We start from the raw sequence: 14,025 nt of genomic DNA, 5'->3' as shown, positions 1-14,025 counted from the left end.
CGAAGTAAAAAGAGTTTGAAATAAGCCAAAAAATGCCTTTGGGCTATTGTCCCATGATTTTGATAGCAAGTTTTGTCAGCTGATTAGCTTGTCCAATCATTTTCGCGGATGATTGGCTTAAAATGTTAAATTTTGCTAGTCTTAAAGATTCTTTGGCGAAGTCAGCATCGTTAATTTTACTATGAGCACTTGATAAATGAATTTGAGATGTGTTGATGTGTTCGTACTCGTAATTAATCCTTGATTGCGTAGATCCGTTTTGTGCAATTGCATTCGATATTACATCGGAGAACCCTGAAAACTCAGAAAATTCAAAGTCACCCAGTGAATAAATGTTACCATCTGTTAATGACATTTGAGTAGAACTATAAGTTATCTTAATGTCAGTTTCCCACTCTGTAACCCCTGCGGGTTGGCCCCCTTTGTTTACATAAAAGGTAAGTTGATCAGAAGGATTATTATTAGTTAATGGAAAAGGGATCGGTGCGCCCGTTGCTGGATCTTTATTAAATATGTGATCATTAGTGCTGGCATTACCAGTAAAACCATCCCCGAATACGATATTAGGATTTGGACCAAAAAATAGTTTTCCGTAAACATCGTCTAACAAAATGTCTGTGCCTTGTTGTATTGTAAATCGGTCTCCAGCAAAACCAGATTGAATATTCCATGTAACTGAGCCATTTCGAGAAGTTAACGGGACCGTCAGTTTAGTTTCATTGCCATCTCCGTTAATATTGGGAAATGGTACCTCTTGTTCGTTTGGTTGTTTTTCAATAAACAAGGAATCGAAGATGCCAGTTCTGTGAATATCCAATGATTTGCTGTGATCGAGGTGATCGACTTTTAGAATGCTTGCATGATTAGAGGATGAGGCTAATGATTTCACATTTCCACTCGCAAACAAACTAACTCCGTTAAACTTTTGCTGTTGCAGTTCTCTTAATTGTAATTGTATTTCTCTAAATTCTTCATCGTAATTTGCTTTATCAGAACTATTTTTTGTTACATCGTGAAATTGATGTTTGAGTTCACTAGCTCGAGAAATCATCTTTCCTGCATTCTCAATAATACTATTTTGAATTTGCAAGAAAGATAATGAATTCTGAAAATTTTCTTTTAGTTTAAACAGATTTTTCGTTTTACCCGCTAGTTTACCTGCGATGGCAAGTCCAGCAGCGTCGTCACTAGGAGAAACAATTTTTTGACCAGAGCTTATTCTTTGTATACTTTTTTTAGTGCCTTGAATTGCTTTGTTTGAATATTGTCGGGAAATGGAGGTAGCAGAATTTGAATTTATATGAAAAGCCATGTGACTTTTTAAAGTCGACCGTATCCTATTAACCTTTAATCAATTTTGAAATAAGCCAAAAAAAATCCGCGTTAAGCGGATTTTTTTGTTTAAAGATTACCAGTTGTCTTGGCGAGGAGGTCGTTCCTCACGAGGGCGTGCCTCATTCACTTTAAGGTTTCGTCCAGCCATTTCAGCACCGTTCATTGCTTCGATTGCTTTATTAGCTTCGTCTGCGTCTTCCATAGTCACAAAGCCGAAGCCTTTAGAACGTCCTGAAGTGCGATCAGATATGATTGCAGCTTTTTCAACTTTTCCGTGTGCACCAAATGCATCCGATAAATCTTGATCACTGATTGACCAAGGGAGATTTCCCACATATATTTCCATTTTACTATTTTCTTTGAATTATCCTAGATCGTTCGTAACACTTTGGATCGGGAAATTTAAAATTAAACTTCCTAACCTTTCCGTGAATAAACGAATAAAGGTCACATCGTGACATGATTTGTGAATAAATCAATGGTAAAACGAGCATAATCTTGCTTTTTAAATAGAGTTTCATTTTGATTCATCCCGATGAAATTTTATTTCTTTCTACTTTTTACAGTTTGTGTTTCCTTATTGGGAGAAAAGCCCAATGTTTTAATGCTAGCCATTGATGACCAAAATGACTGGATTGGTTTTATGGGCGGTCACCCCTTAGCCAGTACTCCTAATATTGATAAGTTAGCAAAATCAGGAACTGCATTTACTAATGCACACTGCCAGTCTCCGCTGTGTAATCCATCTCGGACCAGTCTTATGTTCGGAATGCGTCCTTCCTCTACTGGCGTTTACGGCTTGGCTCCCTGGATTAGAACCCTTCCTGAATTTAAGAACCATTTTTCTCTACCGCAGTATTTAAAGAAATATGGCGGGTATCAAACTTCAATGGGGGGCAAGATTTATCACGGATCTAATGGGAGACAAAAAGGTGATCAAGAATTTGATCATGTTGGAGTTCGATCTGGAGTTGGGATAAAACCAAAAACAAAGTTGGTCACCACTCCTTTTGGGAATCACCCCTTGGTTGATTGGGGAGTCTTTCCGCATGTGGATGAAGATAAGCAGGATTATAAAGTAGCGAGCTGGGCAATTGAAGAACTGAAAAAGGACAGAGATGAACCTTTTTTTATTTCTACGGGTTTCTTCCTTCCTCATGTACCCTGCTATGCCACTCAACAGTGGTTTGACCTTTTTCCTGATAATGATTCAGTATTACCCAAAATACTTCGTAATGATCGCCAAGATACGCCTCGTTTTTCGTGGTACATGCATTGGTATTTACCGGAAGTACGCCTTAATTGGTTAGAAGAAGCCAACCAATGGAGAAATTTGGTTCGTTCTTATCTTGCCTGCACTAGTTTTATTGATTCCCAGGTGGGGAGGGTAATTGATGCACTTGAAGAATCAGGGAAACGCGACAACACAATCATCGTTCTTTGGTCCGATCATGGGTGGCATTTAGGAGAAAAAGAAATAACCGGGAAAAACACGCTTTGGGATGACAGCACACGGGTACCTCTTATCTTTTCCGGTCCAAAGGTGAAAGCTGGGCAAGTTTGTAGCAAACCGGTGGAGTTGCTTGATATTTATCCTACACTGATTGAACTTTGTGATCTTCCTCAGAATGAAAAATTGGAGGGTTTGAGTTTACTTCCGCAACTAGAAGATGCGAATGCCACCCGGATTCGCCCTGCAGTTACCACGCACAATCAAGGTAATCACGGAGTCCGCTCAGAGGGTTGGAGATTTATTCAGTATGCGGACGGAACCCGAGAACTGTATGATATGCGCAATGACCCAAATGAATGGAAAAATCTGGCCGAAGACTCGAAATTCCGAAAAGTTATCGAGGAGCACTTACAATTCTTACCTAAAGTCAACAGAGCTCCCGCGAAGGGAAGTCGGAGTCGCATATTAACCGTGGAGAAAGATCATGTGATTTGGGAAGGGGAAATAGTGCGGCCCGAAGATCCTATTCCTGGGATCTAGTCTTTGTAGTTCAATCTTCCATATTTTTTGTTAATTGGGATTGTTTACAGTTAAAATTTTTATAGTCTAATGCTATTACTATGAAGTTTCTCCCTGCTTTACTATGTTCATTCTTTTTAACTAAACTTGTTAATGGAAAAGATAACTCGCCTGATTTTGCTCGAGAAATCCTGCCTATCCTCTCCGACAAGTGCTTTGCCTGTCATGGACCGGACACAAAAAAGAAAGACTTGGTTCGACTCGATTTAGAGGAATTAGCAAAGAAAGATCTGGGTGGTTACCATGCAATTGACCCGAATGCCCTCATGGAGAGCGAACTTTTATTTCGGATTGCTGATGAGGATGACCCCATGCCACCCGAGGATTTTGGGAAATCCTTGTCTGCCCAGGAGAAAAAATTAATTGCGGATTGGGTAAAGTCGGGCGCCAAATATGCCCAACATTGGTCTTTTGTTGCCCCGACCAAAGGGCGAGTGGAGCCAACAGGCAATCCAGTCGATCATTTTATTGCCCGTGGTCTGAAGAGAGCAGGATCTGGTTTCGCCGAGGAACCAAACCGAGCGACTTTGGCAAGGCGTGCTTCTCTTATTCTTAACGGTTTACCCCCTGAGCCAGAGGAGTTAGATGAATTTTTAAGAGACGATAAGCCAGATGCCTACGAGCGTTTTCTCGCCCGCTTGTTTGCGAAAGTTGACTACGGTGAACATGTTTCGCGCTACTGGTTGGATGCAGTACGCTACGGGGATACCCATGGATTGCACCTCGATAATCGTCGGGGGATATATCCTTATCGGGATTGGGTGGTGCGTGCTCTCAATGCCAATCAACCCATCGATGAATTTATCCGTTTCCAATTGGCAGGAGATTTGATGCCCAATCCTTCGGAGGATCAAAAAATTGCTACTGGCTATGTACGATTGAATCCCACATCGGGGGAGGGTGGAGCAATTCGTCAAGAATTGCAGGCAAAGAACAATTTTGACCGGGTGGAAACAACTGGAACTGCGTTGCTTGGCTTATCGCTTACCTGTTCCCGATGTCACACGCACAAGTACGACCCGATCACTCATCAGGAATACTTTGAGTTTCTTGCTTTTTTCAACAACACAGCAGAAGAATCGATGGATAGAAACAAATATGTCTACGGCGATCATTTGACTGTGGCAAAGGATCCAGTGTCGAAAAAGAAATGGAACGATTTTCTAAAGAAAGAAACGGAATTTTTAAAAGAGGTTAAGGATTCAGGAAAATACAACGGAAAGGATGACAGCATTTCCTCACTTACCGATTTGCTCAATGCTGATCTTGGAAAGCCAGGAAACAAGGTAAGAGGTAGTTCCACTAATTATCCCAGAAACCAAAAACCGGAAATGGCAATTGATGACAGACCAGGCACCAAGTATTTAAATCGGGATGGAAATGGAAGCGGGTTGACCATTATTACCCGTTTGGGAGTCGTTGCCGGGGTAAGCCTAACCTCAGCTGAGGATGCACCTGGGCGTGACCCTAAAACCTACAAGTTAGAAGGATCGACTAATGGTAAGTCCTTTACTGTGATTTCAGAAGGAGAAGTACCCAGCTTTACAAAGCGTCGCCAAAAGAAAGAAATTTTATTTGAAAATAATTCATCCTACCAGCATTACCGGCTGACCTTTCCGAAGTTAGTGGATGTTTATTCAAAGGAAATGCAAATCGCCGAGATCGAACTTCTCAAGAAAGATGTAATTGCAAAGGATGATCTACTTGCCCGTGCCCAGGTGTTGAATGCCGAGAGAATTAACTCCGAAAAAAATTACCTTACCACCACACTTATTGCCCGCGAATTACCTCAGCAAAGTAGGCGGGAGACCAAGATTTTGGAGCGTGGGGAATATACAAAGCCAATCGGCAAAGCCTTGAATCCCGGAGTGTTTTCCGTCTTGGGCAAGATGAAAGAGGGGAGTCCTTCCAATCGTTTGGGCTTGGCCAATTGGATGACCAGTGACGAGCAACCCCTGACCTCCAGGGTTTTGGTCAATCGGTTTTGGCTTATGGTCTTTGGGGAAGGGTTGGTACGTACGCCTGAGGAGTTTGGATTACAGGGAGAACATCCCACTCATCCTGAATTGTTGGATTGGTTGGCAGTGGATTTTCGGGAGAACGGATGGAATCTCAAACGTTTACTCGCCCAGCTTCTGAGCAGCCGGACCTTTAGGCAATCTTCCGCCCGTCGGGTGGATTTTCCCGACCCCGAGAATAAAAACTGGGGCAGGGGGCCTTCCTTTCGCTTGGATGCTGAAGTGGTGCGAGACCTTTCTCTTTGGTCTTCCGGGTTGCTCAACCGTAAGATTGGAGGAGAAGGATTTAAGCCTTATCAACCTTCGGGAATGTGGATCGCCTTGTCCCATCCCAACAGTGATACGAAAAACTACAAGATGGATACTGATGATAGTATTTATCGTCGCAGTCTCTACATGTATTGGAAGCGCACATCCCCGCATCCCATGATGTCCCTCTTTGATGCCCCCAGCCGGGAGTCCAGTTGTGTGCAGCGCTCCCGAACCAGTACCTCTCTTCAATCATTGGCCCTTTTGAACGAAACCCAAAGATTGGAAGCTTCCCGTAAATTAGCCGAACGCTTAATTCGTCATGCGGACGAAGATACTGCACGGATTCATTATCTGTTTGAATTACTTACCTCACGAAAACCAAAATCGATCGAAATCGATGCCCTTTCTGAATTACTCCAAAATTCAAAGGCTCGCTATTCTAAGAATCCCAGCGATGCGTTAAAACTTATGGAGCAAGGGCTTTCTTCTGTAGATCAAAAGCTTCATACAGAAGAGGTGGCCGCATGGACTCAAGTTGCGGCCACTATGCTGGCCAGCGATCCTGCACTTTTATTATATTAAAATAATGATGAACCCAAGCGACCTACATCTCGATCACTCCTTATCTGTTAATCGGCGGAAATTTTTTGGCCGATCGGCCCTCGGTTTAGGAACAGCTGCAATGGCCGGATTATTAGGGAGTGATTTGCTCGGCAAAAAATCTTTCGATGGGATGCATCACCAGGCCAAGGCAAAGCGAGTGATCTACTTGTTCATGAGTGGTGGGCCCAGCCATATTGATATGTGGGACTATAAGCCCAAATTAAACGACGAGTTTGGGAAAGATCTCCCACCGGAGGTGCGGGATGGTCAACGGATTACCGGAATGACTTCTGGTCAAAAAACTCTTCCATTAGCTCCCAGTAAGTACAAATTTACAAAGCAGGAAAATAATGACCGGGGTGTGTGGGTAAGTTCGTTGCTTCCGCACACTGCCAAGGTGGCCAAAGAATTATGTGTCGTGCACGGCACTTTTACGGAGGCAATTAATCATGATCCAGCAATTACTTATATCCAAACCGGTAGCCAAATCCCTGGCCGGCCGAGCTTGGGAGCATGGCTAAGTTATGGACTGGGTAGTATGAATGAGGATCTACCTAATTATGTGGTGATGCATGCCCGGAGTAACCATCCGCAACAAAGCCTGTTTAATCGATTATGGGGCACTGGCTTTATGCCATCCGATCACCAGGGTGTTCTTTTTCGGGCGGCTGAAAACCCCGTTCTTTATCTGAAGAATCCGGCCGGAGTTTCCCGAAGTGATCGTCGTTCCCAGCTCGATGCCCTCTCTGTTCTTAACCAAAATCACTATCAGGATTTTGCTGACCCCGAAGTTCTTTCCCGAATCAAACAACACGAAATGGCTTATCGTATGCAATCGTCCATTCCGGAACTGATGGATCATAGTAAAGAACCGGACGAGGTTTTTGAGTTATATGGAGAGGATGCCAAGACAGCCGGTACATTCGCCGCCTCCTGCCTGAATGCCAGACGGATGGCTCAGCGCGGGGTGCGCAATATACAAATTTTTCACAGAGGCTGGGATTCTCATGGTAACTTGCCCAGTCAGCACGGTTCCCAATGCAAGGATATTGACCAAGCCTGTTATGCATTGATTACGGATCTTAAACGTTTGGGCATGCTTGATGACACTTTAGTTGTGTGGGGAGGGGAATTTGGACGAACTAATTATTGCCAGGGGAAATTGACAAGAGAAAATTATGGCCGGGATCATCATCCCCGAGCATTTACGACCTGGATGGCGGGCGGTGGAGTGAAACCCGGAATCACTTACGGACAATCCGATCAGTACGGATACAACCTGACAGATCGGGACGGAAATGTAATTAAGCCCAATATGGATCATTGGACACAAGATACGATGCATGTGCATGATTTGAATGCAACAATTCTACACCTTCTCGGGATTGATCACCGAAAACTTACTTATCGATATCAGGGACGGGATTTTCGACTGACAGATATTCACGGTCATGTGGTCAAAGATATTATTGCATGAATTGATAGTATTACGGTCGACTTGAAAGGTGAATCTCTCATAAGAGGATCCATGAAAGCATATTCTCTTTTTCTTCTGCTCCTTATTTTTGTTGGTTGGGCACATGCCAAAAAACCTAATTTTGTCTTTTTAGTTTCGGAAGATAACTCTATTCATTACCTAAAGCATTATGGGGCAAAATTCGGTCGCATGCCCAATGTGGAAAAAATGGCTGAAAGAGGAGTCACCTTTAATCATGCTTTTTCAAATGCACCTGTTTGTTCCGTAGCCCGTTCAACTCTGGCTACGGGAATCTTAGCCCCAAGAGGAGGTTTTCAATATCACCGTAAAGCGGAATTAGCCAGTTTGCCAAAGGGAGTTTTACCGTGGTCCGCTATCCTTAGAGATTCAGGGTACTTTTGTGCCAATAACCGTAAGCAGGATTATAATTTTAAATCTAATGGAACTAAATCGTGGGATGAGTCGAGTAATAAAGCAAGCTGGAGAAATCGACCAAACAAGGACACGCCATTCTTTTATATGCAGTCAATGGCACAGTCTCATGAGGGATCGCTTCATTTCTCAAAAAAAGTTATGGAAGATGAAAGGACTAAAACTCCAGTTGGGGAAGTTGACCTGCATCCTTATCACCCGGACACCCCTACCTTTCGTTACACTCATGCCCGTTACTATGATCGCATTGAATTGATCGACGAGTTAATCGGTGGGGTGTTAAAGAGGCTTGAGGAGGATGGCGTGCTTGAAGATACTTTTGTTTTTTATTTTGGTGATCACGGTGGCGTTTTGCCAAGAGGGAAAGGGTATGCGTACGAGTCCGGACTACATGTTCCCTTAGTGATTCGAATTCCTGAGAATTTTAAGAATTTGGTCGATTTGAAAAGGGGTACGAGAACAGATGGCTTTGTAAACTTTATCGATTTTGGACCCACCGTTTTAAACCTAGCCGGTATAAAGGTGGATAAACGATTGGACGGGCAGGCATTTATGGGAAGGGGAATTTCTGCTAAGGAATTGGAGGCCCGCGATGAAACTTTTGGTTATGCTGATCGTTTTGACGAAAAATATGATTTTGTTCGTACATACAGAAAAGGAAAATGGAAGTATATTCGAAATTATCAGGGCTTCTACCCTGATGGATTACAAAATAATTATCGGTATCGCATGCTTGCTTTTCAGGAATGGCGTGAATTATTCAAGAGGGGGAAGTTATCGGATGAACAAAGCCAGTTTTTTAAGGCCCGGCCGGCCGAGCAACTTTTTGACTTATCTGAAGATCCGCATGAAGTGAATGATGTATCCGGTCATTCTGATAAGCAGGATATTCTTTCCGAATTAAGAGAGAAATTGCAAAGAAAGGTAAAGGCGATCAACGACCTTAGTTTTTATCCGGAAAGCCACATGATTGATCGTGCTTTGAAGAATCCGCTAGCTTTTGGTCAGGACCATTCCGAAGAAATTACTAAACTTGTGGATGTTGCTGACCTTGCTCTGCTTTCATTTCAAAAAGCAATGCCCAAGCTTGTTAAAATTTTTCAAAATGGAACGGAATGGGAAAAATACTGGGCGTCTATGGTGTGTTCACAATTTGGTCAAAAGGCGAAGCCTCTTTCTTCTCATTTAAAAAAAATGCTTAGTTCCAAGAATTTAATGCTCAGGATGCGAGCGATTGAAGCTCTTGCACTGACTGAAAAAATTGATCCAATGCCAAGTCTAATTGATACAGCAAATGTATCTGAGTCTTCGGTGGAAGTATTGTTAATTTTAAACACAGTGACATTCTTTCGCGATCATCATGGATTTGAACTTAATCCAAAATTATTGAAGATTATCGCGCCTAAGGGAGAATATGATAGAAGGATAGAATATTTTTCTCAAAATTAAATTTCTTTTATATTAATTTTAAATAATGCAAGAATGTTACTAATAAAGGGAAGGAAATAAGAATAAATATCTTACATTCTAAGCTCAGCTTATGAGTATTTGTCATTCGAAAAAAGTTACAGGCAATTAACTTATCATAATTTCAATGTCAAATATAGGCATGTGGTTTGGGCAAACCACATGCCTTTTTTTGTAATGAATAATTATTTAAAGTTTGGGTCTATTTAGGTAGCGTAAGTTGAGCCGAGTATGCCGACTTTCAAGACTTACTTCATCTCCCTGCATGACCATGCCAAGTACAGAAATTCGCATATCGAGTAAGTCTCCAGAGGTCCGTATGAAAGTGGCTTCTTTTCCTTTCTCAAGAGTTCCCAAACGCTGGTCGATTCCGCATGCTTTTGCCGGTTCGATAGTAATCGAAGCTAATGCTTTTTCCCGACTGAAACCATGGGCTACTCCGTGAGCGGCATGGTAGGGCAGGTTTCTTTGGTTGGCTGTTGCCCATCCTCCTAATGGCAGACCGATTGATAGTGGAACTCCGGCGCGTGCAAGAATACCAGGGGCTTTAAAATAATAATCATGCGGGGAGCTTCTATGAGGGGGGGCAGAAAAAATATGCCTAAAAATGACCGGGATTTTGTTTTCGGCTAACCAATCAGCATGTTTCCATGAATCGCGCGCTCCTGATAAAACAATTTGATATCCTCTTTTTTGTGCCCATTGAACGGCCGCCTTGATTTGCCTTGATTCGTCGGCATGAATCATGATCGGTACTTTTCCTTCCACAATAGGAATCATTGCTTCCCAGGAAGGAATTAGTACAAAGCTTTGATCGCCGGATCGTTTGAGCTTTTGATAGGCAATTGCTTGGTCAAAATACTCATTGATTTCGGTAATTCTCTTTATTCTCTCTTTGTCCTGCTCGGCAATTGATTTAGGCTTGGTTTTACTTTTTAGGCTTGGTTGGGGGATGGATAATCCATGACCCGGCCACCAAAGGTGAAGTGCAACCTGTTTTTTAATCACCATTTCTTCTATCCCCCACCCGTGTAATTGAAGTAAACCTGAGGTTCCGGAAATCATTCCTCCCATCGGTATAATTAATGAGTGGGTGATTCCATTGGCTCGGGCAACAGGAATTAGTTCAGAATCGGGATTGACTGCAACCCAGCCCTCAATCGCAGGAGTATGAGTGCCCACTTCAGATAGATCCCTTGTAGCACGAAGCGCGTTGATCTCGGCGAGACCAAGTGAAGAACCGGGACTTATTAATCCGGGGTAGATTTCCGAGTTTCTCCATTCGATAATTTTGCAATCATTGGGGATTTTAACTGAATTTCCAATTGCCCTGATTTTCCCATTTTCAATTAAGATTTCACCGGGTTGATAGAATTGGGACGGGGTAGCTTGAATCTTTTTTGCCCGATAAAGCGTTGTGGTTTCTCCCATTAAAAAGAACGGGATAGCCCAAAGGTGGAGATGCAGAACGATTGATTTCATTGATGAAGACAGTGGGCGTGGTTTTCATTGGACCTGCAGGAATGGGGGTATAGATCGCATGCACTTTCAAGGGAATAATGGAAAAACTTGCTCTTCGCTTTTTCCGAGGGCTCAATGGAATTATCCTTTTTCAGTGATTTTTGAGCTTTGGTAACCAGTGATAATCTTTCATCTGCTCTATTTTTATCGCGTTTGGCTAAGGCTTCAATTTCATGAAAAAGTACTCCGTCCACCCAAGTCTGTACGCAACGGCTTCGGTAGTCGAGTGGGTTACCTGACCAGATGGCGATATCCGCGTCCTTGCCCACTTGGAGCGAGCCAACCCACGGATCGATACCGAGCTGCTTTGCTGGATTGAGAGTCACGAACTTGAGTGCCTCCATTTCGGAAAGACCGCCGTATTTTACCGCCTTCGCTGCTTCAAGATTGAGCCGTCTAGCATGGTCCGGAGAATCCGAATTGAAGCTGACGACACAACCCCTTTCATGCATAATTGCGCCAGCGTAAGGGATCGCGTCATAGACTTCGAATTTATAAGCCCACCAATCGGAAAAGGTGGAGGCTCCCGCTCCATGGCGGGAAATTTCATCTGCGACTTTATATCCCTCCAGTACATGCTGCAGACTGCCCACCCGTACGCCAAAGCCTTCCATCGTACGCAGGAAAACGAGTATTTCATCCTGACGGTAGGAATGGCAGTGAATAAACCTTTTCCCTCTAATGATTTCAAGGATCGCATCTAGTTCAAGGTTTCTCCTGAATGGTAATCCCTTAACGGCTGCATTTTTAAGTTTTTTCTCATAAACAATAGCGGCGCCGAAGCGGTTTTGAAAAAACATTTTCACGCCCATTCTTGACTGCGGAAAACGAGTGGTGTACTTATCACCCCAATTGGCTTGTTTCACATTTTCCCCGAGGGCGAATTTAATTCCCTTGGGTGCTTTTTTGAAAATCAACTTATTAGGAGACTCGCCGAGCCTGAGCTTGATGACTGCATTTTGCCCTCCTATTGGATTGGACGAACCGTGCAAAAGATTACAAATGGTAACGCCGCCTGCTAACTGTCTTTCAATATTTACACTCTCCGAATTGACGACATCTGCAATGCGAACCATTGCGGTGGAGGGTAGGGTAGACTCGTTGACCCGGCCGAGGATCATGGCGTGACTGTGGCAATCAATAATGCCGGGAGTCAGGTGCCTGCCTTTCCCCAAAATAACTTGACACCCCTTGGGCATGTCATTCTTCAGCTTTGGTCCTATTTTCGAGATTTTTCCGTTTTCAATTAAAATATCATGATCCAATAAAATACTTTCGTTTTCGCAGGTCCATAGCTTAAAACCGGAAAAAAGAACAGAGGTGGGACGAAGTACCGGTTTGTTCAATTGGGAAGGATGCTGCGCTAATTTGCTCGTTTGCTCTTTTATTTTTTGAGTAGAATTTGAATCCGTAACCCCGTTATCGGGATAATGGAAAAAAGGGCGGCCTTGAATCCAAGTGGATTCAATTCTGGGATTTTCCGTGAAGTAGGTCTCTCCTGCGACAATAAAAAAATTGGCAAGTTTTGTTGCTTCCAATGTTCCGCAGATTTTATCGACTCCGCAAATTTGTGCTGGGTTCGTGGTCAGGCTGGCCAAGGCCGAGTTTTCCGGCAATCCCCTGGCGATTGATTGTAAAAGATTTTTATGAAATTCTCCGGGTTCAGTTTCCGAAGTAGTGAAAGAAATAGTACGAGTCATTTCATTCAGAAGTCGGGCCATACTGGGTGCGTGATCCCATGCCCTTAACTGATCCAGGGAAACTTGCTCCCAATCCTCGGGATTGGGCAAGTCAGGGATTGTTGGAAAGATCATGGGGAGGATGTAATCGTGGTGTGGAGAAAGGGAGATTTCAGGATTTCGCCACTCATCACCAGTTGCAATAATTACTGGATTGTTTAATTCAAATTCCTGAGCGATCTCCATTGCTTTTGCATTCATGAGGCAACTTCCCGGTTCAATCCAAATGGGCATACTTTTTCTCTCTCCCAGACTACGAGAAAGTGCTTGGATTCCAATATGAGGCATAAATCGTAGATTCACTTGATTTTTAATCTCGAATCGAACCCGCTCATTTGCATATTTTGTTTCCAGTATACTTTGCCGGATAACTGACAATACCCCCATCAATGAAACAGGATAAACTGGAGGAGAACTATTTTTCCCCACTGGATCAAAGGCAATAATTTGAGAGACTTCGTTTTTTAGAATTAATTCATTTGGTTCTTGATCTGATAGAAGTACAAATGGCCCGGTTCCGCGAAAAATTCCTTCTGATGGTACAAGATGAGCGGATGTGAAACCGAATTTCCTCAATTCCCCCCATTTCTTTTCTTCTGCTTGAAGTCCGTCCATAAGCTTTCTTTGTGGGTGAACACCAGATACTTCAAAACCTGGGCCTTTTTCCCCAGGATCTTGTCCGGTGGAGGGTAGTCCATGAAAGGAAAGGTCTGCGGTTGCGTGAACATGCTCATCATGATTGAGTTCAAGAAATTTTGGGTTCTCGGTGCCTGAGAGCAAGTAGGGATCAATAAAACCAGCATAGATTGTTTGATTCGTACAGTTCCACTCTCTGCATCCATCGGGAATCTTTAGATTTTTTCCGACTGCCTCGATTTTTCCATCACGAATGATTAGTGTGCCTCCCTTGATTTTTTTTTCGGGGGTCACCTGAATATTTCCCCCTACGAATGCATGCAGGGTAATCCCACTAGGACGATCACCAGGGTAGGGGTATTCGGTCTTTGGATATAACGGTTTGAGTAAACAAAAACATAACCCGATAAAGAGGAAAGCTCGAGTACTAGAAATCATAATGAAATATTGGTAGTAAGATTTTGGTACTGGGTATTTGATTATGAAATGGAATTTTTTGAACATTAAAATATA

The 14,025-nt window shown here is 43.1% G+C and carries 8 protein-coding genes; 4 read left to right on the top strand and 4 right to left on the bottom strand.

Translation table 11 applies throughout. From position 1 onward, the window contains the following. Nucleotides 1-43: 43 nt before the first annotated feature. Together ACKPQ5_RS00520 and ACKPQ5_RS00515 are read right to left on the bottom strand one after the other, a co-directional pair. The gene (locus ACKPQ5_RS00520; RefSeq protein ID WP_407677129.1) at nucleotides 44-1,312 is read right to left on the bottom strand and encodes a flagellin N-terminal helical domain-containing protein; all 1,269 of its coding nucleotides are present in this window, start codon (nucleotides 1,310-1,312) and stop codon (nucleotides 44-46) included. A gap of 96 nt (nucleotides 1,313-1,408) precedes the next feature. Then, a complete protein-coding gene (locus ACKPQ5_RS00515) occupies nucleotides 1,409-1,681 on the bottom strand; it encodes an RNA recognition motif domain-containing protein (RefSeq protein ID WP_407677128.1) in 273 nt (90 codons plus the stop codon). Nucleotides 1,682-1,870: 189 nt separating this feature from the next. Here ACKPQ5_RS00515 and ACKPQ5_RS00510 point away from each other — a divergent pair, with 189 nt between their 5' ends. From ACKPQ5_RS00510 to ACKPQ5_RS00495, 4 genes are all read left to right on the top strand, one after another. Continuing rightward, entirely contained in the window at nucleotides 1,871-3,328 is a 1,458-nt protein-coding gene (locus ACKPQ5_RS00510) for a sulfatase (protein ID WP_407677127.1), read from the top strand. An 80-nt stretch (nucleotides 3,329-3,408) separates the two neighbouring features. Further along, complete coding sequence (locus ACKPQ5_RS00505) at nucleotides 3,409-6,219, top strand: DUF1553 domain-containing protein (RefSeq protein WP_407677126.1); 2,811 nt, start codon at nucleotides 3,409-3,411, stop codon at nucleotides 6,217-6,219. 7 nt (nucleotides 6,220-6,226) lie between these two features. Beyond that, nucleotides 6,227-7,717: a DUF1501 domain-containing protein gene (locus ACKPQ5_RS00500; RefSeq protein ID WP_407677144.1), complete on the top strand. Its 1,491-nt coding sequence runs from the start codon at nucleotides 6,227-6,229 to the stop codon at nucleotides 7,715-7,717. A 51-nt stretch (nucleotides 7,718-7,768) separates the two neighbouring features. Then, entirely contained in the window at nucleotides 7,769-9,598 is a 1,830-nt protein-coding gene (locus tag ACKPQ5_RS00495; protein WP_407677125.1) for a sulfatase family protein, read from the top strand. A gap of 207 nt (nucleotides 9,599-9,805) precedes the next feature. On the opposite strand, the gene ACKPQ5_RS00490 is transcribed toward ACKPQ5_RS00495, so the two are convergent. Both ACKPQ5_RS00490 and ACKPQ5_RS00485 read right to left on the bottom strand, forming a co-directional pair. Next, nucleotides 9,806-11,098 carry an amidohydrolase family protein gene (locus ACKPQ5_RS00490; RefSeq protein ID WP_407677124.1) on the bottom strand — a complete coding sequence of 431 codons (1,293 nt, stop codon included), beginning with the start codon at nucleotides 11,096-11,098 and terminating at the stop codon, nucleotides 9,806-9,808. Further along, nucleotides 11,095-13,950 carry an amidohydrolase family protein gene (locus ACKPQ5_RS00485; protein ID WP_407677123.1) on the bottom strand — a complete coding sequence of 952 codons (2,856 nt, stop codon included), beginning with the start codon at nucleotides 13,948-13,950 and terminating at the stop codon, nucleotides 11,095-11,097. Before ACKPQ5_RS00485 ends, ACKPQ5_RS00490 begins: the two co-directional genes overlap by 4 nt. Nucleotides 13,951-14,025 lie beyond the last annotated feature (75 nt).

This window comes from Candidatus Seribacter sulfatis, assembly GCF_964187635.1.
GTDB classification, from domain to species: Bacteria; Verrucomicrobiota; Verrucomicrobiia; order Opitutales; family Seribacteraceae; genus Seribacter; species Seribacter sulfatis.
The sequence above is the reverse complement of the archived record's forward strand: the minus strand, read 5'-3'. Positions and strand labels throughout refer to the sequence as shown.